The sequence below is a fragment of the Pseudomonas sp. Z003-0.4C(8344-21) genome, assembly GCF_900104975.1.
GTDB classification, from domain to species: Bacteria; Pseudomonadota; Gammaproteobacteria; order Pseudomonadales; family Pseudomonadaceae; genus Aquipseudomonas; species Aquipseudomonas granadensis.
Genome location: NZ_LT629756.1, coordinates 5,932,733 through 5,958,871, shown reverse-complemented (window position 1 = coordinate 5,958,871; position 26,139 = coordinate 5,932,733). Strand labels below are relative to the sequence as shown.

The 26,139-nt window shown below is 61.3% G+C and carries 21 protein-coding genes and 1 pseudogene; 15 read left to right on the top strand and 7 right to left on the bottom strand.

Annotation, left to right across the window (positions count from 1 at the left end):
- Positions 1–42: 42 nt before the first annotated feature.
- Positions 43–1,407: a formimidoylglutamate deiminase gene (locus BLU24_RS26750; RefSeq protein ID WP_093105885.1), complete on the bottom strand. Its 1,365-nt coding sequence runs from the start codon at positions 1,405–1,407 to the stop codon at positions 43–45.
- A gap of 146 nt (positions 1,408–1,553) precedes the next feature.
- Here BLU24_RS26750 and hutC point away from each other — a divergent pair, with 146 nt between their 5' ends.
- The 15 genes from hutC to mdoH all read left to right on the top strand — a co-directional run bounded on the left by hutC (position 1,554) and on the right by mdoH (position 21,358).
- Positions 1,554–2,264 carry a histidine utilization repressor gene (gene hutC / locus BLU24_RS26745; protein ID WP_162803449.1) on the top strand — a complete coding sequence of 237 codons (711 nt, stop codon included), beginning with the start codon at positions 1,554–1,556 and terminating at the stop codon, positions 2,262–2,264.
- Entirely contained in the window at positions 2,261–2,833 is a 573-nt protein-coding gene (locus BLU24_RS26740; protein ID WP_093105880.1) for a HutD/Ves family protein, read from the top strand. Before hutC ends, BLU24_RS26740 begins: the two co-directional genes overlap by 4 nt.
- A gap of 398 nt (positions 2,834–3,231) precedes the next feature.
- Complete coding sequence (gene hutU / locus BLU24_RS26735; RefSeq protein ID WP_093105877.1) at positions 3,232–4,917, top strand: urocanate hydratase; 1,686 nt, start codon at positions 3,232–3,234, stop codon at positions 4,915–4,917.
- 152 nt (positions 4,918–5,069) lie between these two features.
- Complete coding sequence (locus BLU24_RS26730) at positions 5,070–6,542, top strand: purine-cytosine permease family protein (RefSeq protein ID WP_093105874.1); 1,473 nt, start codon at positions 5,070–5,072, stop codon at positions 6,540–6,542.
- Between the two features lie 71 nt (positions 6,543–6,613).
- Positions 6,614–7,582 carry an ABC transporter substrate-binding protein gene (locus BLU24_RS26725; RefSeq protein WP_090280305.1) on the top strand — a complete coding sequence of 323 codons (969 nt, stop codon included), beginning with the start codon at positions 6,614–6,616 and terminating at the stop codon, positions 7,580–7,582.
- 83 nt (positions 7,583–7,665) lie between these two features.
- Positions 7,666–8,517 carry an ABC transporter permease gene (locus BLU24_RS26720; RefSeq protein ID WP_007949591.1) on the top strand — a complete coding sequence of 284 codons (852 nt, stop codon included), beginning with the start codon at positions 7,666–7,668 and terminating at the stop codon, positions 8,515–8,517.
- Positions 8,514–9,344 (top strand): quaternary amine ABC transporter ATP-binding protein, encoded by an 831-nt coding sequence (locus BLU24_RS26715; protein ID WP_090280309.1) that lies wholly within the window; start codon positions 8,514–8,516, stop codon positions 9,342–9,344. The genes BLU24_RS26720 and BLU24_RS26715 overlap by 4 nt, the downstream gene beginning before the upstream one ends.
- A gap of 135 nt (positions 9,345–9,479) precedes the next feature.
- Entirely contained in the window at positions 9,480–11,003 is a 1,524-nt protein-coding gene (hutH, locus tag BLU24_RS26710) for a histidine ammonia-lyase (protein ID WP_093105871.1), read from the top strand.
- A gap of 115 nt (positions 11,004–11,118) precedes the next feature.
- Positions 11,119–12,651: a histidine ammonia-lyase gene (gene hutH / locus BLU24_RS26705; RefSeq protein ID WP_093105868.1), complete on the top strand. Its 1,533-nt coding sequence runs from the start codon at positions 11,119–11,121 to the stop codon at positions 12,649–12,651.
- Between the two features lie 353 nt (positions 12,652–13,004).
- On the top strand, positions 13,005–14,210 hold the full coding sequence (hutI, locus tag BLU24_RS26700; protein ID WP_093105865.1) for an imidazolonepropionase: 1,206 nt from the start codon (positions 13,005–13,007) through the stop codon (positions 14,208–14,210).
- A 10-nt stretch (positions 14,211–14,220) separates the two neighbouring features.
- Positions 14,221–15,024, top strand: coding sequence for an N-formylglutamate deformylase (gene hutG / locus BLU24_RS26695; RefSeq protein WP_093105862.1), 804 nt, complete (start codon positions 14,221–14,223; stop codon positions 15,022–15,024).
- A 232-nt stretch (positions 15,025–15,256) separates the two neighbouring features.
- Complete coding sequence (pip, locus tag BLU24_RS26690; RefSeq protein WP_093105859.1) at positions 15,257–16,228, top strand: prolyl aminopeptidase; 972 nt, start codon at positions 15,257–15,259, stop codon at positions 16,226–16,228.
- Positions 16,225–16,662, top strand: coding sequence for a D-aminoacyl-tRNA deacylase (gene dtd / locus BLU24_RS26685; RefSeq protein ID WP_093105855.1), 438 nt, complete (start codon positions 16,225–16,227; stop codon positions 16,660–16,662). Before pip ends, dtd begins: the two co-directional genes overlap by 4 nt.
- 351 nt (positions 16,663–17,013) lie before the next feature.
- Positions 17,014–18,795 (top strand): glucan biosynthesis protein G, encoded by a 1,782-nt coding sequence (locus tag BLU24_RS26680; RefSeq protein ID WP_167359878.1) that lies wholly within the window; start codon positions 17,014–17,016, stop codon positions 18,793–18,795.
- Positions 18,788–21,358: a glucans biosynthesis glucosyltransferase MdoH gene (mdoH, locus tag BLU24_RS26675; protein ID WP_093105852.1), complete on the top strand. Its 2,571-nt coding sequence runs from the start codon at positions 18,788–18,790 to the stop codon at positions 21,356–21,358. Before BLU24_RS26680 ends, mdoH begins: the two co-directional genes overlap by 8 nt.
- A 523-nt stretch (positions 21,359–21,881) precedes the next feature.
- On the opposite strand, the gene BLU24_RS28330 is transcribed toward mdoH, so the two are convergent.
- The 6 genes and pseudogenes from BLU24_RS28330 to BLU24_RS26645 all read right to left on the bottom strand — a co-directional run bounded on the left by BLU24_RS28330 (position 21,882) and on the right by BLU24_RS26645 (position 26,138).
- The gene (locus BLU24_RS28330) at positions 21,882–22,586 is read right to left on the bottom strand and encodes a methyl-accepting chemotaxis protein (protein ID WP_434711377.1); all 705 of its coding nucleotides are present in this window, start codon (positions 22,584–22,586) and stop codon (positions 21,882–21,884) included.
- A gap of 198 nt (positions 22,587–22,784) precedes the next feature.
- Positions 22,785–23,681, bottom strand: a pseudogene (locus BLU24_RS28325) (methyl-accepting chemotaxis protein); the annotation flags it as partial.
- A 211-nt stretch (positions 23,682–23,892) separates the two neighbouring features.
- Positions 23,893–24,600 carry a 16S rRNA (uracil(1498)-N(3))-methyltransferase gene (locus BLU24_RS26660; protein ID WP_093105843.1) on the bottom strand — a complete coding sequence of 236 codons (708 nt, stop codon included), beginning with the start codon at positions 24,598–24,600 and terminating at the stop codon, positions 23,893–23,895.
- Entirely contained in the window at positions 24,597–25,388 is a 792-nt protein-coding gene (gene tatC / locus BLU24_RS26655) for a twin-arginine translocase subunit TatC (RefSeq protein ID WP_093105840.1), read from the bottom strand. Before tatC ends, BLU24_RS26660 begins: the two co-directional genes overlap by 4 nt.
- Positions 25,385–25,846 (bottom strand): Sec-independent protein translocase protein TatB, encoded by a 462-nt coding sequence (gene tatB, locus BLU24_RS26650; RefSeq protein WP_093105836.1) that lies wholly within the window; start codon positions 25,844–25,846, stop codon positions 25,385–25,387. The genes tatC and tatB overlap by 4 nt, the downstream gene beginning before the upstream one ends.
- A 10-nt stretch (positions 25,847–25,856) precedes the next feature.
- Positions 25,857–26,138 (bottom strand): twin-arginine translocase TatA/TatE family subunit, encoded by a 282-nt coding sequence (locus BLU24_RS26645; protein WP_090280346.1) that lies wholly within the window; start codon positions 26,136–26,138, stop codon positions 25,857–25,859.
- Between the last annotated feature and the right edge of the window lies 1 nt (position 26,139).

Genomic DNA, 26,139 nt, shown 5'->3' with positions numbered 1-26,139 from the left:
CACCGCTATCGCGAGCAGGCTCACTCCTACATGGGTTTTGTGTCAGCCTAAAAGATCGCGCAGGACTTGAGTGAAGGCTCGGGCGCTGTCTTCTTCCCCGGCATGCCTGCCGCCTCGCACCACCCATTGGCCATTCACCATCACATCTCGCACCTGCCGATCGCCACCGGCGAACAACCAGCGATTCAAAATCCCGTCACCGCTCGCCGTCGCCAAGTAGGGATCGTTGCCATCGAGCACAATCCAGTCGGCCCGCTTGCCGATTTCCAGCACACCAATCGGCTGCCCCAACGCCTGCGCTCCGCCGTCCAGCGCAGCGTCATACAACGTGCGCCCGACCATCGGCTGATCCGCGCCATACAAGCGATTGCGGCGCTGGTCACGCAGACGCTGGCCGTATTCCAGCCAGCGCAATTCCTCCACCACGCTGAGCGACACATGGCTGTCCGAGCCGATGCCCATGCGCCCGCCCTGAGCGAGGAAATCCACTGCCGGGAAAATCCCGTCGCCCAGATTCGCTTCGGTGGTCAGGCACAATCCGGCGATGGCGCGACTCCTGGCCATCAGCGCGACTTCTTCCGGGTTGGCATGGGTGGCGTGGACCAGGCACCAGCGCTGGTCGACCTCGACATTTTCATACAGCCATTGCAGCGGCCGGCGACCGCTCCAGCTCAGGCAATCGTCGACTTCTTTTTGTTGCTCAGCGATGTGGATGTGCACCGGGCATTGTTTGTCGCTGGCGGCGAGTACTTCGCTGATCTGTTTCGGCGTCACCGCGCGCAGCGAGTGGAAGCACAGGCCCAGCGATTGCGCCTTTTGCTGCGCCAGCATTGGCTGCAGGCGCGATTGCAGATTCAGGTAGTTTTCGGTGCTGTTGATGAAGCGGCGCTGGCCGTCATTCGGCGTTTGGCCGCCAAAACCTGAATGGCTGTAGAGCACCGGCAGCAGGGTCAGACCAATGCCGCTGTCACTGGCAGCCTGGCTGATGCGCAAGGCCAGTTCGGCCGGGTCAGCATACGGCTGGCCGTTACTGTCGTGATGCACATAGTGGAATTCGGCGACCGAGGTGTAACCGGCCTTGAGCATTTCGATGTACAGCTGACGGGCGATGACGCCGAGCTGATCCGGGCTGATCTTTCCGACGAGCCGGTACATCAGATCGCGCCACGTCCAGAAACTGTCGTTGGGATTGCCGGCCACTTCGGCCAGCCCGGCCATCGCCCGTTGGAAGGCATGGGAATGCAGATTCGGCATGCCCGGCAGCAACGGGCCGCTTAACCGTTCGGCGCCGTCTGCGCTGGAATCGGCCTGGATTAGGGTCAACAAGCCATCGGCGCTGACCTCGAGACGTACATTGTTGGCCCATCCATTAGGCAGCAGTGCGCGTTCAGCAAAGAAAGCGGACATGGTTCGGCACCCCCATCGCGTGTTATTTGTATATACATATACAGACGTTTGCCTGCCCGGTAAACTCCGGCAAGCTAGCCACTTTCATCCAAGAACAGGGATCCACCGTGCCGACTCCGCCTCCAGTCTCCCCGTTGGCCGCGAACATGGGCGACAGTCCGGCGCCCTTGTACGCCCGCGTCAAACAGATGATCACCCAGCAGATCGACAGCGGTAACTGGCCGCCGCATTACCGCGTGCCGTCCGAGAGCGAACTGGTCAGCCAACTGGGTTTCAGCCGCATGACCATCAACCGCGCCTTGCGCGAGATGACCGCCGACGGCTTGCTGGTGCGTATGCAGGGTGTCGGCACTTTCGTTGCTGAACCCAAAAGCCAGTCGGCGCTGTTCGAAGTGCACAACATCGCCGACGAAATCGCCTCCCGCGGCCATCGCCACACCTGCCAGGTCATCACCCTTGAAGAAGAGGCAGCCGGTTCCGAGCGCGCGCTGGCGCTGGACATGCGCGAGGGGCAGAAGGTGTTTCACTCGTTGATCGTGCATTACGAAAACGACATTCCAGTGCAAATCGAAGACCGCTTCGTCAATGCGCTGGTCGCCCCGGAATACCTCAAGCAGGACTTCACCCTGCAAACCCCTTACGCCTATCTCAACCAGGTCGCGCCGCTGACCGAGGGCGAGCACGTGGTCGAGGCGATTCTCGCTGAGCCGTCCGAGTGCAAATTGCTGCAGATCGAAAAGGGCGAGCCGTGCCTGCTGATTCGGCGCCGCACGTGGTCGGGCCGTCAACCGGTGACCGCTGCGCGCTTGATCCATCCGGGTTCCCGTCATCGTCTGGAAGGACGCTTTCATAAATGAGTTACGAAATGAAGGTTCTGCGCGCTGCAGGCTATCCGCGCATGCCATGGAAAAACGGCGGCGGCAGCACTGAAGAAATCAGCCGTGACGCCGGCGCCGGTCTCGACGGTTTCGGCTGGCGCCTGTCGATTGCAGATATCGCCGAGTCCGGCGGTTTTTCGACGTTCGCTGGTTATCAGCGGGTCATCACCGTGTTGCAGGGTAACGGCATGACCCTGTGCGTCGATGGCGAAGACAGCCGGCCGCTGTTACCGCTCGACCCGTTCGCTTTTCGTGGCGAAAGTCATGTGTCATGCACGCTGCTGGGCGGCGCGATTCGCGATTTCAACCTGATCTATGCGCCGCAGCGTTACAGCGCGCGGTTGCAGTGGCTGAACGGTGAGCAGCGGTTTTTCAGCTCGGCATCGACGGTACTGGTATTCAGCGTTAGCGACGCGCTTCAAGTGCAGATCGGTGACGACGCTTCGCAGTTGGCGCGACATGATTGTCTGCAACTGGGCGGTAACGCTGGCCTGATCGAACTCTCGATAAATGCAGCGTGCTGTGTGATCGAACTGACTGCTCACTAATTCCTTGCGTGGTGATCGTTACCACGCAGAGCGTGGGAACGATCCCGAAACCTGTTTCCTGCACGCACCAACTTGTTACCGAACGCCCCAGCGTGGCGCAAAACCTCGCTCTCGTCATAATCCCCAGCTCCACCAATCCATACCCTCGAAATATTTCATCCACGCCTGAGCCCTTGATTCAGGCGCTCTCCAGGCCTCTGCGCATTTTTTCTCGAACGCCCCTCCAACAAGTTGGCCGCTTGATTGCATATGCTTGTATGTACAAGTAAAGACGTATGCGTATGAGTCGCTTGAGACTCTCCGCAGCGTCCACTGATTCGCTTGTCGCGCATCGAAGCGCACAGGCTGCTTGCCCACTGCCAGGGTTGGTTTGAATTGATCGCTGAGGAGTCTTTTTCGTGACTGACAATAAGCCTACTAAGGTTCGTAACGTCGAAATCCGTGCATCGCGCGGCAACAAGCTGACCGCCAAGAGCTGGCTGACCGAAGCGCCGCTGCGCATGCTGATGAACAACCTCGACCCGGAAGTCGCCGAGAACCCGAAAGAGCTGGTGGTCTACGGTGGCATCGGTCGCGCTGCGCGTAACTGGGAGTGCTACGACAAGATCGTCGAAAGCCTGACCAATCTGAATGACGATGAGACCCTGCTGGTGCAATCCGGCAAACCGGTCGGCGTGTTCAAGACCCACAGCAACGCCCCGCGCGTACTGATCGCCAACTCCAACCTGGTGCCGCACTGGGCGAGCTGGGAACACTTCAACGAACTCGACGCCAAAGGCCTGGCCATGTACGGCCAGATGACCGCCGGCAGCTGGATCTACATCGGCAGCCAGGGCATCGTGCAGGGCACCTACGAAACCTTCGTCGAAGCCGGTCGCCAGCACTACAACGCTGACCTCAAAGGTCGCTGGGTGCTGACCGCCGGCCTCGGTGGCATGGGCGGCGCGCAGCCTTTGGCCGCGACACTGGCCGGCGCCTGCTCGCTGAACATCGAATGCCAACAGGTGAGCATCGATTTTCGCCTGAAAAGCCGTTACGTCGACGAGCAGGCCAAAGACCTCGACGACGCGCTGGCGCGTATCGACAAATACACCAAAGAAGGCAAAGCGATCTCCATCGCTCTGTTGGGTAACGCCGCAGAAATCCTCCCCGAACTGGTCAAGCGCGGCGTGCGCCCGGACATGGTCACCGACCAGACCAGCGCCCACGATCCGCTCAACGGTTACCTGCCTGCCGGCTGGAGCTGGGACGAGTATCGCGCCCGCGCCAAGACCGAACCGGCCGCTGTGATCAAAGCCGCCAAGCAGTCGATGGCCGTGCACGTCAAAGCCATGCTGGAGTTCCAGAAGCAGGGCATTCCGACCTTCGACTACGGCAACAACATCCGTCAGATGGCTCAGGAAGAAGGCGTCGAAAACGCCTTTGATTTCCCGGGCTTCGTGCCGGCCTATATCCGTCCGCTGTTCTGCCGTGGTATCGGCCCGTTCCGTTGGGCGGCGTTGTCGGGTGATCCACAGGACATCTACAAAACCGACGCCAAGGTCAAAGAGCTGATCCCCGACGACGCGCACCTGCACAACTGGCTGGACATGGCCCGCGAGCGCATCAGCTTCCAGGGTCTGCCGGCACGTATCTGCTGGGTCGGCCTGGGTCTGCGCGCCAAGCTCGGTCTGGCGTTCAACGAAATGGTCCGCAGCGGCGAGCTGTCGGCACCGATCGTGATCGGTCGCGACCACCTCGACTCCGGCTCGGTCGCCAGCCCGAACCGCGAAACCGAATCGATGCAGGACGGTTCCGACGCCGTGTCCGACTGGCCACTGCTCAACGCCCTGCTCAATACCGCCAGCGGTGCGACCTGGGTTTCGCTGCACCACGGTGGCGGCGTCGGCATGGGTTTCTCGCAGCACTCGGGCATGGTGATTGTCTGCGACGGCACGGACGAAGCGGCCGAACGCATCGCCCGCGTTCTGCACAACGACCCGGCGACCGGGGTCATGCGTCACGCCGATGCCGGTTACCAGATCGCTATCGATTGCGCTAAGGAGCAGGGGCTGAACCTGCCGATGATCACCGGCGGCAAGTAACACAAATCCCTGTGGGAGCTGGCTTGCCAGCGATAGCGGTGGCACTGCTGGAAATGATGTTGACGGTACCGACGTCATCGCTGGCAAGCCAGCTCCCACAAGGTCCGAGTAGGCCCGAGAGAACTATTAAAACAATCCACAGAGGTTGAATCATGGCTGTCAACACCGATCGTGCAGGCAACAAACCGTTGATCGAGAGGCGTTCGATCGACTACATCCCGGAAGCGGAAAGACACGGTCGTCTGTTCAGCCAGTTCACCCTGTGGATGGGCGCCAATCTGCAGATCACTGCGATTGTCACCGGGGCCTTGGCCGTGGTGCTGGGCGGTGATGTGTTCTGGTCGTTGATCGGCTTGCTGATCGGCCAATTGCTCGGCGGTGGTGTGATGGCGCTGCATGCTGCGCAAGGGCCAAAACTCGGTCTGCCGCAAATGATCTCCAGCCGCGTGCAGTTCGGCGTTTATGGTGCGGCAATTCCGATCGTGCTGGTGTGCCTGATGTACCTGGGTTTCACCGCGACCGGCACCGTGCTGTCCGGGCAAGCGCTGGGGCAGCTGTTTGGTGTCAGTGACAGCGTCGGTATTCTGATTTTTGCCAGCGTCATCGTGCTGGTGACGGTGCTCGGCTATCGGGTGATCCACTTTATTGGCCGGGTCGCCAGCCTCATCGGCGTGATTGCTTTCGTCTTTCTGTTCTGGCGGTTGATGAGCCAGACCGATGTCGGCGCGCTCCTGCAAATCCGTCACTTCAGCTGGAGCAGCTTCCTGCTCGCAATGTCGCTGGCCGCGTCCTGGCAAATCGCGTTCGGCCCGTATGTCGCAGACTATTCGCGCTACTTGCCGAGCAACACCTCGGCGGTGAAAACCTTTTTCGCCGCCGGTGCCGGTTCGGTGATTGGTGCGCAGGTGGCGATGATTTTCGGCGTGTTCGCGGCGGCTTCGGCCAACGGCCAGTTCGCCGGGCATGAAGTGGCCTATATCGTCGGTCTGGGCGGCACCGGTGCCACTGCGGCGTTACTGTACTTCAGCATTGCCTTTGGCAAGGTGACCATCTCCACGCTCAACTCCTACGGCAGCTTCATGTGCATCGCGACGATCATCAGTGGTTTCAAAGGCCACCTGACCGTTACGCGCATGCAGCGCCTGGTGTTTGTGCTGGTCATCGTCGGCGCAGCCACGCTGATTGCGCTGCTCGGTCAGCACTCGTTCCTCGGTGCGTTCAAGTCGTTCATCCTGTTTCTGCTCGCATTCTTCACCCCGTGGAGCGCGATCAATCTGGTCGACTACTACTGCATCACCCGCGAGCGCTACGACGTGCCGGCGCTCGCCGATCCGAAGGGACGCTACGGTCGCTGGAACCTGTTGGGGATCAGCGTCTACGTGTTCGGTGTGCTGGTGCAACTGCCGTTCATTTCGACCAAGTTCTACACCGGTCCGCTGGTGGCCGCCCTCGGTGACGTGGATATCTCCTGGATCATCGGTCTGGTGCTGCCTGCCGCCGTCTACTACGTGTGCGCAAAAAAATGGCACAGCGCTGTGCCCGATCAGCTGATTCTGCCAGTCGTGCAGAGCAGCGAAGTACAACCCGAAACAAGCGGGGCCGGTCGCGCTGCGGCGCAGGCCTGATCTGGACGTGGACAGGGCTGGATGCCTCTTGAACTGCCGTAAGCCCATTCATGATTAGGAGCGTCATTACAATGAAATCGAACAAGACCCTGCTGACCACATTGCTGTCCATGGGCCTGTTGGCCAGTGCCGGTGCGACCCAAGCCGCCGGCTGGTGCGAATCGGGCAAACCGGTGAAATTCGCCGGGCTGAACTGGGAAAGCGGCATGCTCCTGACCGACGTGCTGCAAGTGGTGCTCGAGAAAGGCTACGACTGCAAGACCGACAGCCTGCCGGGCAATTCCATCACCATGGAAAACGCCTTGAGCAGCAATGACATTCAAGTGTTTGCCGAAGAATGGGTCGGCCGCAGCGAGGTCTGGAACAAGGCCGAGAAGGCCGGCAAGGTGGTCGGTGTCGGCGCGCCGATCGTCGGTGCAATCGAAGGCTGGTACGTGCCGCGCTACGTCATCGAGGGTGATGCCAAGCGCAAACTCGAACCAAAAGCCCCAGACCTGAAAAACATCGCTGACCTGGGCAAATACGCCGCAGTGTTCAAGGACGCCGAAGAGCCGTCCAAGGGCCGTTTCTACAACTGCCCGGCCGGCTGGACCTGCGAGCTGGATAACAGCGAAATGCTGAAAAGCTACGGCCTGGAAAACAGCTACACCAACTTCCGTCCGGGTACCGGCCCCGCGCTGGATGCGGCGGTGCTGTCGAGCTACAAGCGGGGCGAGCCGATCCTGTTCTACTACTGGTCGCCTACCCCGCTGATGGGCCAGATCGACGCGGTCAAACTCGAAGAGAAAGCCGGCGTCGACAAGAGCGTGAGCATCAAGGTCGGCCTGTCGAAAACCTTCCACGATGAAGCCCCGGAGCTGGTCGCCGTGCTGGAAAAGGTCAACCTGCCGATCGACCTGCTGAACCAGAATCTGGGACGCATGGCCAAGGAACGTATCGAGTCGCCGAAACTGGCGAAAATCTTCCTCAAGGAACATCCTGAAGTCTGGCATGCGTGGGTCAGTGCAGACGCAGCCAGGAAAATCGACGCGGCGCTGTAGGTCGATACCTCCCGGTCAACCGTGAGGCTGGCCGGGAGATATGCCGTAAACGCTTGATTGAGATTGCTGACTGAGAGCCGCTTATGTTTCCCGAGAGCTTTACCTTTTCCATCGCCGACTGGGTCAACGGTTGGGTCGATTCGCTGGTCACCAACTACGGCGATGTGTTCCGCCATATCTCCGATACGCTGCTGTGGGCCATCGTCAACCTCGAAGGCCTGCTGCGCGCAGCGCCATGGTGGCTGATGCTGGCAATCGTCGGCGTGGTCGCCTGGCACGCCACGCGCAAAGTCGTGACCACGGCGGTCATCGTCGGGCTGCTGTTTCTCGTGGGCGCCGTCGGCCTGTGGGACAAGCTCATGCAGACGCTGGCGCTGATGATGGTCGCGACGATCATTTCGGTGCTGATCGGCATCCCGCTGGGGATTCTCTCGGCGCGCAGCAATCGCCTGCGTTCGGTGCTGATGCCGCTGCTCGACATCATGCAGACCATGCCCAGTTTCGTGTACCTGATTCCGGTGCTGATGCTGTTCGGCCTGGGCAAGGTGCCGGCGATTTTCGCCACAGTGATCTACGCCGCGCCGCCGCTGATTCGCCTGACCGATCTGGGCATTCGCCAGGTTGATGGCGAAGTGATGGAAGCGATCAACGCGTTCGGCGCCAACCGCTGGCAGCAACTGTTCGGCGTGCAACTGCCGCTGGCCCTGCCGAGCATCATGGCCGGGATCAACCAGACCACCATGATGGCCCTGTCGATGGTGGTAATCGCCTCGATGATTGGCGCCCGTGGCCTGGGTGAAGATGTGCTGGTGGGGATTCAGACCCTCAACGTCGGACGTGGCCTTGAAGCCGGTCTGGCGATCGTGATTCTCGCAGTGGTCATCGACCGTATTACTCAGGCGTATGGTCGGCCACGGCATGAGGTGAGCAAATGAGCAACGCAACCGTGAGCAAGATCGAAGTCAAAAACGTCTTCAAGATTTTCGGCAACCGCGCCAAGGACGCCCTGGCGATGGTCGGCCAGGGCAAGACCAAGGATCAGGTGCTGAACGAAACCGGTTGCGTGGTCGGGGTCAACGACCTGTCGCTGAGCATCGGCACCGGCGAGATCTTCGTGATCATGGGTCTCTCCGGCTCGGGCAAATCCACCCTGGTGCGCCACTTCAATCGTCTGATCGATCCCACCAGCGGGGCAATCCTCGTCGACGGCGTGGACATCCTGCAATACGACATGGACGCGCTGCGCGAATTTCGCCGGCACAAGATCAGCATGGTGTTCCAGAGCTTCGGCCTGCTGCCGCACAAGAGCGTGCTCGACAACGTCGCCTACGGCTTGAAAGTGCGCGGCGAGAGCAAGCAGATGTGCACCGAGCGCGCGCTGCACTGGATCAACACCGTGGGCCTCAAAGGCTACGAAAACAAATACCCGCACCAGCTCTCCGGCGGCATGCGCCAGCGCGTCGGCCTGGCCCGCGCTTTGGCGGCGGACACCGACATCATTCTGATGGACGAAGCCTTCAGTGCGCTCGACCCGCTGATCCGTGCGGAGATGCAGGATCAGTTGCTGGAGCTGCAAAAGACCCTGCACAAGACCATCGTGTTCATCACCCACGACCTCGACGAGGCCGTGCGCATTGGTAACCGCATTGCGATTCTCAAGGATGGGAAGTTAATTCAGGTCGGTACGCCGAGAGAGATCCTGCATTCGCCGGCGGATGAGTATGTCGACCGGTTCGTGCAGCGGCGGGCGGCAGTAGTCTGAAAAAATGTGCGGTGACTGAACTGGCGCCATCGCGAGCAGGCTCACTCCTACAGTTGAAATGCGTACCGTTGTAGGAGTGAGCCTGCTCGCGAAGGGGCCGGTGAAGCTGCATCAATATCAAGGTTGAGGTTTTAGATGTCCCAGGCTGAAAAAATCATCATCACCGGCGACCACCTGCGTTGGCAGGACGTGGTCGCCGTGGCCCGTCACGGCGCGCAACTGGAGCTGTCGGAGGGCACCTGGGCGCGTATCGACAACGCGCAGGCCATCGTTCAGCGCATCGTCGAAAGCGGCGAGCGGGCCTATGGCGTTAACACCGGTCTGGGCGGACTATCCAACGTCTCGCTCAAGGACGAACAGCTCAGCCAGCTATCGCGCAACACCTTGCTCAGCCATGCCTGCGGCGTCGGCCCGGTGCTCAGCGACGAACAGACTCGCGCGATCATCTGCGCGGCCATCCACAACTACAGCCACGGCAAATCCGGCATTCATCGCCGTGTGGTCGAAGGCCTGCTGGCGCTGCTCAATCGCGGCATCACCCCGCAGGTGCCGTCGCAAGGTTCAGTGGGCTACCTGACGCACATGGCGCACGTCGGTATCACGTTGCTCGGCGTCGGCAACGTCAGCTATCGCGAGCAGATTGTGCCGGCGCAACAGGCGCTGGCAGCCGAAGGCCTGCAACCGGTGCAACTCGGCGCCAAGGACGGCCTGTGCCTGGTCAACGGCACGCCGTGCATGACCGGCCTCAGTTGCCTGGCGATCGCCGATGCGACGCGGCTGGTGCAGTGGGCCGACGTCATCGGCGCCATGAGTTTCGAAGCGCAGCGTGGCCAGATCGACGCCTTCGATGCGCAAATCATCGCACTGAAACCGCACCCGGGCATGCAGCAGGTCGGCAGCAATCTGCGCGCGCTGCTCGATGGCAGCGAAGTGATCGCGACGAGCAAAGGCATTCGCACCCAGGACGCCTTGAGCATTCGCTCGATCCCGCAGGTGCATGGCGCCTCGCGTGATCAACTGGAGCATGCGACCAGACAGGTCGAGATCGAACTCAACGCCTGCACCGACAACCCGTTGCTGCTGGGTACGCCGGAGAACTTCCGGGTGATGTCGCAGGCCAATCCGCACGGGCAATCGGTGGCGATGGCCGCCGACCTGCTGGCGATTGCCATGGCCGAGATCGGTTCGATCGCCGAGCGCCGTCTGGATCGCCTGATCAACCCGCACGTCAGCGGCCTGCCGGCGTTTCTGGTGGCCAATCCGGGGGTTAATTCCGGGATGATGATCGTGCAATACGTCGCCGCCTCGCTGTGCGCGGAAAATCGCCAATTGGCGCAACCGGCAGTGCTCGATAACTACATCACCTCAGGCCTGCAGGAAGACCATCTGAGCATGGGCACCCATGCAGCGCTGAAACTGCATCGCGCCGTGGAAAACTGCACGCAGATCCTCGCCATCGAATACTTGCTGGCGGCCCAGGCGTTTGAATTTCTCAAGGAGCAACGCTTCGGCGCCGGCACCGATGTCGCCTGGCGCCTGCTGCGCGAAAGTGTCCCGGCCTACGATCAGGACCGCTGGCTGGCGCCGGACATCGCCGCCGCGGCGAGCGTGCTGAAAGACCCGAATCTGCCACACAACGTTTTACCGAATCTGCACTGACACTACCCTGCCAGCGTGCCAAGGCGCGGCTCTCCAAAAGATGAGCGGCGACGGACAACGGACATTTCCGGAGCGACTGGTCAGTTAATAAGAAACTCTCAAAAGGAGCACAAACATGACTGCGCTGAACCTGATTCCCGGCCAACTGAGCCTGGCCCAACTGCGTGACGTCTACCAGCACCCGGTCAAGCTGAGCCTCGACGACAGCGCCGCCGCGCAGATCGAGGCCAGCGTGGCCTGCGTCGAGCAGATCCTCGCCGAGAACCGCACCGCGTACGGCATCAACACCGGTTTCGGTCTGCTGGCGTCGACACGCATCGCCAGCGAAGACCTGGAAAACCTGCAGCGCTCGCTGGTGCTGTCCCACGCCGCTGGTGTCGGTGAGCCGATCAGCGATGCGCTGGTGCGGCTGGTCATGGTGCTCAAGGTCAACAGCCTGAGCCGGGGTTTCTCCGGCATCCGCCGCGTGGTCATCGATGCGTTGATCGCGTTGATCAATGCCGAGGTCTATCCGCACATTCCGCTGAAGGGCTCGGTCGGTGCATCGGGCGATCTGGCACCGCTGGCGCACATGTCGTTGGTGCTGCTGGGCGAGGGCAAGGCGCGCTACAAGGGCGAGTGGATGCAAGCCACCGAGGCGCTGAAGGTTGCCGGCCTGACCCCGCTGACCCTGGCGGCAAAAGAAGGTCTGGCGCTGCTCAACGGCACTCAGGTGTCCACCGCGTTTGCCCTGCGTGGCCTGTTTGAAGGTGAAGATTTGTTCGCCGGTGCGCTGGCGCTCGGCAGTCTCAGCGTTGAAGCCGTGCTGGGCTCGCGCTCGCCGTTCGACGCACGCATTCATGCCGCGCGTGGCCAAAAAGGCCAGATCGACGCCGCGGCCGCGTACCGCGATCTGCTCGGTGAGCGCAGCGAAATCTCCGATTCGCACCAGAACTGCGAGAAGGTCCAGGACCCGTACTCGCTGCGCTGCCAGCCGCAAGTCATGGGCGCCTGCCTGACCCAGTTCCGTCAGGCTGCTGAAGTGCTCGCCGTCGAAGCCAACGCGGTGTCGGACAACCCGCTGGTGTTCGCCGCTGAAGGCGATGTGATTTCCGGCGGCAACTTCCACGCCGAACCGGTGGCCATGGCCGCTGACAACATGGCCCTGGCCATCGCTGAAATCGGCTCGCTGAGCGAACGCCGCATCTCGCTGATGATGGACAAGCACATGTCGCAACTGCCGCCGTTCCTCGTCGCCAATGGCGGCGTGAACTCCGGTTTCATGATCGCGCAGGTGACGGCGGCGGCACTGGCCAGCGAGAACAAGGCACTGTCTCACCCGCATTCGGTCGATAGCCTGCCGACCTCGGCCAACCAGGAAGACCACGTCTCGATGGCCCCGGCAGCGGGCAAGCGTCTGTGGGAAATGGCCGAGAACACTCGCGGCATTCTCGCGGTGGAATGGCTGGCGGCGGCGCAGGGGCTGGACCTGCGCAACGGTTTGAAGACCTCGCCGAAGCTGGAACAGGCACGGACGATTTTGCGCAAGGAAGTGCCGTTTTATGAGAAGGACCGGTTCTTTGCGCCGGACATTAATGCGGCGACTGAGCTGTTGGCTTCGCGGTGTCTGACCGAACTCATTCCGGCGAAGTTGCTGCCTAGTTTGTAAGTGGATTTTCAGGGGGAGCTTTGTTGTTGCTGAAATCGATCCCCCTCACCCCAGCCCTCTCCCCCAGGGGAGAGGGGGAAGGGAGCAGATCTCTGTGCTTTTCAGAATTTGAACTCAGCTTGATAGTCAGGTTGGCATATCTCGACAGAACTACCCGGTCAGTCCCCTCTCCCCCAGGGGAGAGGGGGAAGGAAGCAGATCTCTACGCTTTTCAGAATTTGAATTCAACTTGATAGTCAGGTTGGCATATCTCGACAGAACTACCCGGTCAGTTCCCTCTCCCTCCGGGAGAGGGCTAGGGTGAGGGGCTTTTCAAGGCCGCCCACCAAACCAACCCTAAACGGAGGCCAACAGTGAAAACCCTCTGGCAACACTGCCACGTCGCAACCATGGCCCAGGGCGTCTATTCGATCATCGAGGACGCCGCCATCGTCACTTCCGGTGCGCTCATTGAGTGGATCGGCCCGCGCCAGCAATTGCCGTCCGGCGAATACCCGGCGGTCAATGACCTGCAAGGCGCCTGGGTTACGCCCGGGCTGATCGACTGCCACACCCACACGGTGTTCGGCGGCAACCGCAGCGGTGAATTCGAAAAACGTCTGCAAGGTGTCAGCTATGCCGAGATCGCCGCGCAGGGCGGTGGTATCGCCAGCACCGTGCGTGCGACTCGCGACGCTACTGAAGACGAATTGTTTGCCAGCGCTGCCAAACGCCTGAAAAGCCTGATGCGCGACGGCGTGACCACGGTCGAAATGAAATCCGGTTACGGCCTCGATCTGGCCAACGAACGCAAGATCCTGCGAGTGATTCGTCGTTTGCAGCAAGAACTGCCGATCAGCGTTCGCAGCACCTGCCTGGCCGCCCACGCATTGCCGCCGGAATACAAGGATCGCGCCGACGACTACATTGATCTGGTCTGCAATGAGATGCTCCCGGCGCTGGTCGCCGAGGGCCTGGTCGATGCGGTCGATGCCTTCTGCGAATACCTGGCGTTCTCGCCGGAGCAGGTCGAGCGCGTGTTCGTCGCCGCGCAAAAACTCGGTTTGCCGGTCAAGCTTCACGCCGAGCAACTCTCATCGCTGCACGGCTCCAGCCTCGCTGCTCGCTATAAGGCGCTCTCCGCCGATCACCTGGAGTTCATGGACGAAGCCGACGCCATCGCCATGGCCGAAGCCAACACCGTGGCCGTGCTGCTGCCGGGCGCGTTCTATTTCCTGCGCGAAACCCAGCTGCCGCCGATGGACGCCCTGCGCAAGCACAACGTGAAAATCGCGATTGCCAGCGACCTCAACCCCGGCACCTCACCGGCATTGTCGTTGCGCCTGATGCTGAACATGGCCTGTACCTGTTTCCGCATGACCCCGGAAGAGGCCCTCGCCGGCGCGACGATCCACGCGGCGCAGGCGCTGGGCATGGCTGCGACCCACGGTTCGCTGGAGGTCGGCAAGGTCGCCGATTTTGTCGCGTGGCACATCGATCGTCCGGCGGATCTGGCTTATTGGCTTGGCGGCGATCTGGACAAGCGCGTCGTGCGTCACGGCGTTGAATCAAATCTGTAGGAGAGCGGTTGTGGATAAGGTTCTGCATTTCAAACAAGGTCGCGTGCCGTTGCTGATCAGCATGCCGCATGCCGGGGTACGCCTGACGCCTGCGGTCGAGGCCGGCTTGATACCGGCGGCGAAAAGTCTGCCGGATACCGATTGGCACATCCCCGAACTTTATGACTTCGCTGAAGCGCTGGGCGCCAGTACCCTGGCTGCGGAATATTCGCGCTTCGTCATCGACCTCAACCGGCCATCCGATGACAAGCCGATGTACACCGGCGCCACCACCGGCCTGTATCCGGCGACGCTGTTCGATGGCATTCCATTGTTCCGTGATGGGCTGGAGCCGTCGAAAGAGGAACGCGCGAGCTATCTGAAGCAGATCTGGACGCCGTATCACCGCAAGCTGCAAGAGGAGCTGGCACGGCTCAAGGCTGAATTCGGCTACGCGCTGCTGTTCGACGCGCACTCGATCCGTTCGGTCATCCCGCACCTGTTCGACGGCAAACTGCCGGACTTCAACCTCGGCACGTTCAATGGCGCCAGCTGCGATGCGCAACTGGCCGCGCAGCTGGAAGCGATCTGCGCACGGCATGGCAACTTCAGCCATGTGCTCAACGGTCGGTTCAAGGGCGGCCACATCACCCGCCACTACGGCAACCCGGCCGAACACATCCATGCGGTGCAGCTGGAACTGTGCCAGTCGACTTACATGGAAGAATTCGAACCCTTCCGCTACCGCGCTGATCTGGCGGAGCCGACGCGGGTGGTGCTCAAGGAGTTGCTTGAGGGCTATCTGGCCTGGGGCCAAAGCCATTATGCAAAATAAGGCCTGGCGCCTACCCCTGTAGGAGTGAGCCTGCTCGCGATAGCGTCGGTTCAGTCCCATTTCAGTGACTGGCACACCGTTATCGCGAGCAGGCTCACTCTACAGGGGACACGGCTGAAAAATTGCGAGTAACCTGGAGCATGCTCATTGACGTAAATCGGGTTTATGATGCCCAACGGCAGAATAATAGAAGTCCCCTCAGGGATGACCTCGACCCCTTACGGAGCGCGCAATGCAGACTTTGTTTCCGCAGATCAAACCCCACGCCCGGCACGATCTGGCTGTCGATGACACCCATACGCTGTACGTCGATGAAAGCGGCTCGCCAGAAGGTCTGCCGGTTGTGTTCATCCACGGTGGCCCCGGCGCCGGGTGCGACGCGCAGAGTCGCCGCTACTTCGATCCGAACCTGTATCGCATTGTCACCTTCGACCAGCGCGGCTGCGGACGCTCGACACCTCACGCCAGCCTGGAAAACAACACCACCTGGGATCTGGTCGAGGACCTCGAGCGCATCCGCAAACACCTGGGCATCGACAAATGGGTGCTGTTCGGCGGCTCATGGGGCTCGACCCTGGCGCTGGCGTACGCGCAAACCCACCCGGAGCGCGTCCACGGTCTGATCCTGCGCGGGATCTTTCTCTGCCGCCCACAGGAAATCGAGTGGTTCTATCAGGCCGGCGCCAGCCGTCTGTTCCCCGATTACTGGCAGGATTACATCGCACCGATCCCGCTGGACGAGCGCGACGACTTGCTCAGCGCTTTCCACAAACGCCTCACCGGCAACGACCAGATCGCGCAGATGCACGCGGCCAAGGCGTGGTCGACCTGGGAAGGGCGCACCGCGACTCTGCGGCCCAATCCGCTGGTGGTCGATCGTTTCTCCGAGCCACAGCGCGCGCTGTCGATTGCGCGGATCGAATGCCATTACTTCACCAACAATGCTTTCCTGGAGCCGAACCAGCTGATCCGCGACATGGCCAGGATTGCGCATCTGCCGGGCGTGATCATTCACGGTCGCTACGACGTGATCTGCCCGCTCGACAATGCCTGGGAGCTTCATCAGGCCTGGCCGAACAGCGAACTGCAGGTGATCCGTGATGCCGGCCACGCGGCGTCCGAACCGGGCATCACCGATGCGCTGGTGCGCGCGGCGAGCAAGATGGCTCAGCGCCTGCTCGATCTGCCGCCTGAAGAAGCATGAAGGGGCTGTTACAGCGCGTGCGTGGGGCGCGAGTGGAGGTCGGCGGTGAAGTCGTCGGTGCAGTCGATCAAGGCTTGCTGGTGCTGGTCGCGGTAGAACCCGACGACACGCGTGTCAGCGCCGACAAACTTCTGCATAAGCTGCTTAACTATCGGGTATTCAGCGATGCCGAGGGCAAGATGAACCTGTCCTTGGCAGATATCGACGGAGGGTTGCTGCTGGTCTCTCAGTTCACCCTCGCGGCTGACACCAAAAGCGGCTTGCGCCCGAGCTTTTCGAGCGCGGCGCCGCCGGCCCTTGGCGAGGAATTGTTCGATTATCTATTGAGCAACGCGAAACAGATGCATGGCACTGTGGCATCAGGTAGATTCGGCGCCGATATGCAGGTGCATCTGGTCAACGACGGCCCGGTTACCTTTTTGTTACAGACCTGAAAACGCTTGAAACACCTTCTTTAGGATATTTCGACTGTTTTTCGGGTGTTTTCGCGATAAATACTTTGTTACCCCTGATGCGTTGTCATGCGGGCTACTAGATAATCGCGCGCTACGGGGATCGGCGTTCGTTGGTCCGTTTTGACTTAGGTAGAGACTTGTCCGGATCCGATTGGGGAATCATTTTGCCCCAGCGGAGTCGGAACAATGCTCGCCAACTTGGCAAGGGTGCGCTGGAAGGTCGGTTTTTTATCGCCGAAATCCCCACAGGCACTTCATCTGGCCGTTGGTTTATTGATCTGTTTTCGGCGAGGGTTGCTCGTGATTGTTAGTCCCTGTAATGCAGCAAAAATGTCTGCCAAACGCATGCGAAGTGCCCTGGTAGCGGGTTCGGCGCTCCTGTGCCTGCTCAGCGCCGGTCAGCTTTGGGCGTTCAATCTTGACGATGTGTCGGCCAAGGCCAAAGAGCTGGCCGGGCAGAAGTTCGAAGCCCCGCGCAGCAACCTGCCGAACGAGTTCCGCGATATGAAGTTCGCGGACTATCAGAAAATCCGCTTCCTCACCGAAAAGGCTGAGTGGGCCGATCAGAAGACCCCGTTCAAGCTGTCCTTCTATCACCAGGGTATGCACTTCGATACACCGGTGAAAATCAACGAAATCACGGCTAACACCGTCGAAGAGATCAAATACGATCCGACGCGCTTCGATTTCGGCGACCTGAAATTCGATCCGAAGGCCACCGAGCAACTGGGTTATGCCGGTTTCCGTGTGCTGTACCCGATCAACAAGGCCGACAAGCAAGACGAAATCATGACCATGCTCGGCGCGAGTTACTTCCGCGTTGTCGGCAAGGGTCACACCTACGGCCTGTCGGCCCGTGGTCTGGCGATCGACACTGCGCTGCCGTCGGGTGAAGAATTCCCGCGTTTCCGCGAGTTCTGGATTCAACAGCCGAAGCCGGGCGACAAACACCTGGTGATCTTCGCGCTGCTGGATTCGCCGCGCGCCACCGGTGCCTACCGCCTGATCCTGCGTCCGGGCAGCGACACCATCGTCGACGTCAAGGCGCAGATGTTCCTGCGTGACAAGGTCGGCAAACTGGGCATCGCGCCGCTGACCAGCATGTTCCTGTTCGGCGCCAACCAGCCGTCGAAAGTGCTCAACTACCGTCGTGAACTGCACGATTCCAGCGGTCTGTCGATCCATGCCGGCAATGGCGAGTGGATCTGGCGTCCGCTGAACAACCCGAAACACCTGGCCGTGAGCAACTTCAGCGTCGAGAACCCGCGTGGTTTCGGTCTGCTGCAACGTGGCCGCGACTTCAGCCACTACGAAGATCTCGACGACCGCTACGACAAGCGTCCAAGCGCCTGGATCGAGCCGAAGGGCGAGTGGGGCAAGGGCACCGTCGATCTGGTGGAAATTCCGACTGCCGATGAAACCAACGACAACATCGTTGCGTTCTGGAGCCCGGAAAAAATGCCGGAGCCGGGTCAGCCACTGGACTTCGCCTACCGCCTGCACTGGACCATGGATGAAGCCGCGCTGCACGCACCTGACAGTGCCTGGGTTGCACAAACCCTGCGTTCGACCGGTGACGTCAAGCAATCGAACCTGATCCGTCAGCCGGATGGCAGCGTTGCTTATCTGGTCGACTTCGAAGGTCCATCGCTGGCCGCTCTGGCCCCGGACGCCGATGTGCGCAGCCAGGTCAGTGTCGGCGACAACGCCGAACTGGTCGAAAACAGCGTGCGCTACAACCCGGAAACCAAGGGCTGGCGCTTGACCCTGCGGATGAAGATCAAGGATCCGAGCAAATCCACCGAGATGCGTGCCGCACTGGTTCAGCCTGTCGTGACGGCTGATCTGGCGAAATCGGTGCCAGCGTCCAACTCGTCCGTTGCCAAAGCCGACAAGGTTGCCGCCAAGCAGCAAGAGAAAATCGACAAGGAAGCCAAGGCTGCCGAGGCCAAACAGGCTGAAGCCAAGCCGGTAGAAGAGGCCAGGGACAAGGCCAACAAAGACGCCAAGCAGCCAGCCGCTGCGGACGCGGCCCCAGCCACACCGGAATCGGCACCGACTGAAGAAGTCCTGACCGAGACCTGGAGCTATCAGTTGCCTGCCGATGAGTAACTCTCAAGTACGGCCAGAGACTCTGTCCGAGTATCTGGCGCATCTGCCGATGACCGACGAGCAGCGCGCGGAACTCGCGGGCTGCCAGTCGTTCAGCGAGCTGCATCAACGCCTGTCGTCCTCGACGTTCGACGCGCCTGCCGAAGCCGCCCAGGCTTCGGTGGGCAAGCGCCTGACCCTGAGCACCGCCGAAGAGCTGGAAGAAGCGGAAATGCTGGTGCTCGACGCCAGCGGCCGGATCAGCATGAAAGCCACGCCGCCGATCCGCCGTACCAAGGTCGTGCCGGAGCCATGGCGCACCAATATCCTGGTGCGTGGCTGGCGCCGTCTGACCGGCCGCACCAACCCGCCGCAGCCGCCCAAGGACGAAAACGTCCTGCCGGCCGCGCGCTGGCGCACCGTCGGATCGATCCGTCGCTACATTCTGCTGTTGCTGATGCTCGGCCAGACCATCGTCGCCGGCTGGTACATGAAAGGCATCATGCCGTACCAGGGCTGGTCGTTCGTCGATCTCGAAGAAGTCCTGCACCAACCGTTGCTGCAGACCGCCACTCAAGTGCTGCCGTATGCGCTGCAAACCAGCATCCTGATTCTGTTCGGGATTCTGTTCTGCTGGGTCTCGGCCGGTTTCTGGACCGCGCTGATGGGCTTCCTCGAGTTGCTCACCGGTCACGATAAATACCGTATCTCCGGCAAAAGCGCCGGCAACGAGCCGATTGCCAAAGATGCGCGTACCGCACTGGTCATGCCGATCTGCAACGAAGACGTACCGCGCGTATTCGCCGGTCTGCGGGCGACGTTCGAATCGGTCGCCGCTACCGGTGATCTGGATCGCTTCGACTTCTTCGTCCTCAGCGACAGTAACGACACCGACATCTGCGTCGCCGAGCAACAGGCCTGGCTGGACGTCTGCCGCGAAGCCAAAGGCTTCGGCAAGATCTTCTACCGTCGCCGTCGCCGTCGTGTGAAACGCAAGAGCGGTAACCTCGACGACTTCTGCCGTCGTTGGGGCGGTGACTACAAGTACATGGTCGTGCTCGACGCTGACTCGGTGATGAGCGGCGAATGCCTGACCAGTCTGGTACGCCTGATGGAAGCCACGCCGGACGCCGGGATCATCCAGACCGCGCCGCGTGCGTCGGGCATGGACACCCTGTATGCGCGCATGCAGCAATTCGCTACTCGCGTATACGGCCCGCTGTTTACGGCCGGTCTGCACTTCTGGCAGTTGGGCGAATCGCACTACTGGGGTCACAACGCGATCATTCGCATGAAGCCGTTCATCGACCACTGCGCCCTGGCGCCGTTGCCGGGCAAAGGTGCGTTCTCCGGTGCGATCCTCTCTCACGACTTCGTTGAAGCCGCACTGATGCGCCGTGCCGGTTGGGGCGTGTGGATTGCCTACGACCTGCCGGGCAGTTATGAAGAGCTGCCGCCGAACCTGCTCGACGAACTCAAGCGTGACCGTCGCTGGTGCCACGGCAACCTGATGAACTTCCGCCTGTTCTTGGTCAAGGGCATGCACCCGGTGCACCGTGCGGTGTTCCTCACCGGCGTGATGTCGTACCTGTCGGCGCCGTTGTGGTTCTTCTTCCTGGTGCTGTCGACCGCGCTGCTGGCGGTGAATACGCTGATGGAGCCGCAGTATTTCCTTGAACCGCGCCAGCTCTATCCGCTGTGGCCACAATGGCACCCGGACAAAGCCATCGCGCTGTTCTCGACCACGATCGTGCTGTTGTTCCTGCCGAAACTGCTGAGCATCATCCTGATCTGGGCCAAGGGCGCGAAAGAGTTCGGCGGCAAGTTCAAGGTGACCCTGTCGATGCTGCTGGAAATGCTGTTCTCCATGCTGCTGGCGCCGGTTCGGATGATCTTCCACACCCGTTTCGTCCTCGCCGCGTTCCTCGGCTGGGCCGCGACCTGGAACTCGCCACAGCGTGACGACGACTCGACGCCATGGAGCGAAGCGGTCAAGCGTCACGGCCCGCAGACCCTGCTGGGCTTCTGCTGGGCGCTGCTGGTGATCTGGCTGAACCCGAGCTTCCTCTGGTGGCTGGTGCCGATCGTTGGTTCGCTGATGCTGTCGATCCCGGTGTCGGTGATTTCCAGCCGCGTGGGCCTGGGCCTGAAGACCCGTGACGCGAGCCTGTTCCTCATTCCTGAGGAATACAATCCGCCACAGGCGCTGCTGGCGACCGACCAGTACACCCACGAGAACCGCTACCACGCCCTGAACGACGGCTTCGTCCGCGCAGTGGTCGATCCGCAGCAGAACGCCCTGGCGTGCTCGTTGGCGACCTCCCGCCACGGTCAGGCCGAGCCGATCGAATGGCTGCGTCAGGAGCGCGTGCGGCACGCGGTCAAGGTTGGCCCAGCGGAGCTGAGCAACCATGATCGCCTGCAACTGCTGAGCGATCCGGTGGCCTTGGCGCGTCTGCACGAACAGGTCTGGGCTGAAGGCCTGACCGAGTGGCTGGACGCCTGGCGGGCCTCGGTGAAAGCCGACCCGCATGCACCGCTGCTGCCGTTGCGACCGGCGACGATGCAGGCGCAACTGGCCTGATGAAAAAACCCCGCTGAGTCAGCGGGGTTTTTTTATGCGTGTGATTCAAAAGCCCCTCACCCTAACCCTCTCCCAGAGGGAGAGGGGGCTGAGTGCGGGATGCTTGAGCGATGCGACGGTATCTATTGACGTCGCCGAATCCAGATGCGACGCGGTATCTGAGCCTGATGCATCGCGTAAAGACAACTTGGTCGGCTCCCTCTCCCAGAGGGAGAGGGGACTGACTGCGGGATGCTTGAGAGACACGACTGGTCTTATTGACATCGCCGAATCCAGATGCTGCGCGGTATCTGAGCTTGATGCATCGCGTAAGGACAACTTGGTCGGCTCCCTCTCCCTCGGGAGAGGGCTGGGGTGAGGGGCGGGTTTTCAGTCATCACACCGCCAATCGCTAGCAGGGCTAGCTCCCACAGGGGTTTTGTAGGGTGGCCGAGTATCGAGGTGCACCACCGAACCATTGTGGGAGCTGGCCTGCCAGCGATAGCCTCACCTCGGTCCCAATCGAACCCAGGCGATCAATCCCTCAAACCTTGAACCGGCCCACCAGCGTCTGCAAATGCGTCCCCAACCGCGCCAGCTCAACGCTCGACGCTGCTGTCTCTTCACTCGCCGCCGAAGTCTGATCGGACACATCGCGTACATTCAGCACGCTGCGGTTGATCTCTTCGGCCACGGCGCTCTGCTGTTCTGCCGCTGCGGCGATCTGTTGGTTCATCGCCTGAATCGCCGAGACGGTGCGGGTGATGCTTTCCAGTGAGCCGCCGGCGCGGCGGGTCAGTTCGACGCTGCTGTCGGTCAGGGTGCGGCTGTTGTCCATGATCGTTGCCACTTGCTGGGTGCCGTTTTGCAGGCCGACGATCAGTTCTTCAATCTCTTCAGTGGACTTCTGCGTGCGCTGGGCGAGGCTGCGCACTTCGTCAGCCACCACGGCGAATCCACGACCGGCCTCACCGGCACGGGCCGCTTCGATAGCCGCGTTGAGCGCCAGCAGGTTGGTTTGCTGGGCCACGGATTTGATTACGTCGAGGACGCTGCCGATCTTGTCGCTTTCGCGCTTGAGTTCGCCCATGGCCTCGGTGGAGTGGCTGACTTCAGCGGCCAAACGCTCAATCTGTGCAATGGCTTCACCGACCACCTTGTCGCCTTCGCGGGCCTGCTGGTCGGCCGCGACAGCGGCTTCCGAGGCTTCTTCGGCGTTGCGTGCGACTTCCTGCACGGTGGCAGCCATTTCGTTCATGGCGGTGGCGACCTGGTCGGTCTCGATCTTTTGATTGTTGACCCCGGCGCTGGTCTGCTCGGTCACCGCCGACAGCTCTTCGGCGGCGCTGGCGATCTGCGTGACGCCGTCGCTGATGCCGCCGATCAACTCACGCAGGCCTTGGGTCATGCTTTGCATCGAGCGCTGCAACTGGCCGAGTTCGTCGCGGCGCAGCGAGACCAGATTGTGGGTGAGATCACCCGCAGCAACGCGTTCGGCGACCTTCAGGGTCTGGTTCAGCGGAATGATGATCTGCCGGGTGATCGCCAGAGCGGCAATCAAACCGAAGATCAACGCCAGCGCAGTGGCGACCAGCAGCATGTTCTTGGCGTGTGCGGCATCGGTATCACGCACCACGGTTTGCGATTCGGTGAGCTTCTTGCTCACGGCGATCAGAATGTCGCCCTGGGCTGACATGGCCGTCAGTGCGGCGGCGTTTTTCACCTGCGAATCGCGGAACTGACTGACGGCGGCGCGGTAGGCCTTGAGCGAATCAGTGGCTTGCTGCAGGTTGGCAATGTGCTGTTCCGGCACGCGGCTTGGCAGGCTTTCGAGATTTTTGAGGGCGTTTTCAATCGCGGTCAGTGCCGGTTGCTCGGCATCGGCCTTGCCGCTGTAGGTGTAGCCGCGCACCTGATAGCGCGCTTGCTGCAACAGTTTGCTCAGCTCGATAACCGCGTTGTATTGCGCCACGCTGTCACCTTGCAACAGCGCCTTTTCGACTTCGCCGACCCTGGCCACGGCGTTGTCGGCATTCGCGCCCAGCTTGCTGCGAGCGTCTTCACGCTGCACGGTGGCCTGGGTCATTTCGCCGAAGGCGCGCTTGTACTCGGCCACGGCGGCCAGCTGCTGGTCAACCATTGCCGCATCGGCGGGCTGTTCGATCATGCCGCGCGCTTCTCGAAGGCCGCTGTCCAGTTTGGCCAACAACTCATTGACCGCCCCCGGCCCTTGATCGCCGCGGCGCATGTCGTAGTCCATGCGCGCCAGGCGCAAGTCCTTGGTCAGCTCATTGAGGCTGGAGATGAAACCGAGTTTATCGCCGCGGCTGATGATGCCGCTCATACCGGTCCAGCCGGTGAACGTGATCAACAGCGTCAGTAACAGCACCAGGCCGAAGCCGATGCCCAGCTTGCGTTTGACGCTGACGTTCCCAAGACTTTCGGCTAACCAACGGTACATGCGACCACTCCCTTCGGACCACTAAATTGGACTTATGGGGACTGTATCGGCTGCATGATGGCAATCTGTAACACCATCTGTCTGGCACGTCGGCTCAGAACAGGCGGGCGAGCAACGCGGTGACGGCGGTTTCGACGCGCAGAATCCGTTCGCCGAGCTGCACCGGTTGCAGACCGGACTTGGCCAGCAGATCGATCTCGTAAGGGATCCAGCCGCCTTCCGGGCCGATCGCCAGGGTCACCGGTTCACTCAGCGCGCGAGGGCAGGGCGGGTAATTGCCCGGATGGCCGACCAGACCGAGGGTGCCGTCGCTGATCGCCGGCAGCCGATCTTCAACGAAAGGCTTGAAGCGCTTCTCGATGATGATCTCCGGCAGCACCGTATCGCGGGCCTGTTCGAGGCCGAGGATCAGTTGTTCACGAATCGCCTCGGGCTCCAGAAACGGCGTCTGCCAGAAACTTTTCTCGACGCGGTAGCTGTTGACCAGAATCACCTTCGAGACGCCCATGGTCGCGACAGTCTGAAACACCCGGCGGAGCATTTTCGGCCGTGGCAGTGCCAGCACCAGGGTCAGCGGCAGTTTCGTCGGCGGCGGTTGATCGAGGCTGACGCGCAGCTCGGCTTCACCTGCGTCGAGGCGCAGCAGCTCTGCCGAACCCATCAAGCCATTGATGCGCCCGACGCGCAGGCTGTCACCGACTTGCGAGCGATGGACTTCCTGCATATGGGTCAGGCGCCGATCACGCAGCACCACACGGTCGGCCGCGATGAAGTCGGCTTCTTCGAGCAGCAGCAGGTTCATGCCTGGGTCGCTGGCGGCTGGTCGTTGTGGTCGTCGGCCGGGCTGTCTTCGGGGCGTTCGCGCTTGCTGATCAGGCCGCCGAACAGAATGCCGATCTCGAACAGCATCCACATCGGCACGGCCAGCAGAGTCTGCGAGAAGATATCCGGCGGCGTCAGGATCATGCCGACCACGAAGCAGCCGATGATCACGTACGGGCGGATCTTTTTCAGGTAGGCAACATCGACCACGCCGATCCACACCAGCAGGACCACGGCCACCGGGATCTCGAAGGCAACGCCGAAGGCGAAGAACAGCGTCATGACGAAATCGAGGTAACTGGCGATGTCAGTCATCATTTCCACGCCGGCCGGGGTGGCAGCGGCGAAGAACTTGAAGATCAGCGGAAAGACGAAGTAATAGGCGAACGCCATGCCCGTGTAGAACAGCATAATGCTGGAGACCAGCAGCGGCACCGCGATGCGCTTCTCGTGCTTGTACAGGCCCGGCGCGATGAAGCCCCAGATCTGATGCAGGATCACCGGGATCGCCAGAAACAGCGAGACCATCATCGTCAGTTTCAGCGGCGTGAGGAACGGCGACGACACGTCGGTGGCGATCATCGTCGCGCCGACCGGCAAGTACTGGCGCAACGGCGTCGAGACGAAGGTGTAGATCTGCTGGGTGAAGGCGAACAGCCCGGCAAAAATAATGAAGATCGCCGCGACGCAACGCAGCAGGCGGGTGCGCAACTCGGTGAGGTGCGAAACCAGCGGCATGTGCTGGTCGTTTTCGGGGAGATCGCTCATGGGGCTCGCGGCGGCAGAGTAGGGTCGTGAGGCGCTGGTGCGATCGGCGCGGCGGTTGGAGCTACGTGTTCAACCGACGTTGGCGCGACAGCAGGTACGGGTTCGGTTATCGCTACGGCAGGTGCAGGTGCAGGTGCAGGCGTCGGTGCAGGTGCAGCAGGCGCATGAATCGTCTGCTCGCCCACGTGCTCAACCGGCGTCGGCTCTTGCTGAACCGGGCTGAAAATCTTCCGCGCCTCCTGCTCCAGCGAGAGGATGTGCTCGTTGTGCAGTTGCCGACGGATTTCGTCGGCACCGATTTCACGTTCAACTTCCTGTTTGATCGCATTGAAGCTGCGCTTCAGCCGACCGACCCACAGGCCGGCGGTGCGCGCAGCGCCCGGCAGACGCTCGGGGCCCAGCACCAGCAGGGCGACGAGGCCGACGAGCAGCAGTTCAGAGAAGCTGATACCAAACATTAGTCAGTGCTCACACGTCTTTGCGGATCGGCTCTTCGACTTTCTGCGCCTGCACGTCGATGGTGTGCGGCGGGTTGGCCTGCGCGGTGGTCTGCGGCTGCACCGGCGGCACTGGCTGCGCCGGCGGGGTCACGCTCGGTTCGGCCGGTTTTTCGTCGTCGTTCATGGCCTTGCGGAAGCCCTTGATCGACTCGCCAACGTCGGTGCCGAGGTTTTTCAGTTTCTTGGTGCCGAACACCAGCACCACGACAACCAGGATGACGATCCAGTGTTTCCAGTCAAAAATGCCCATG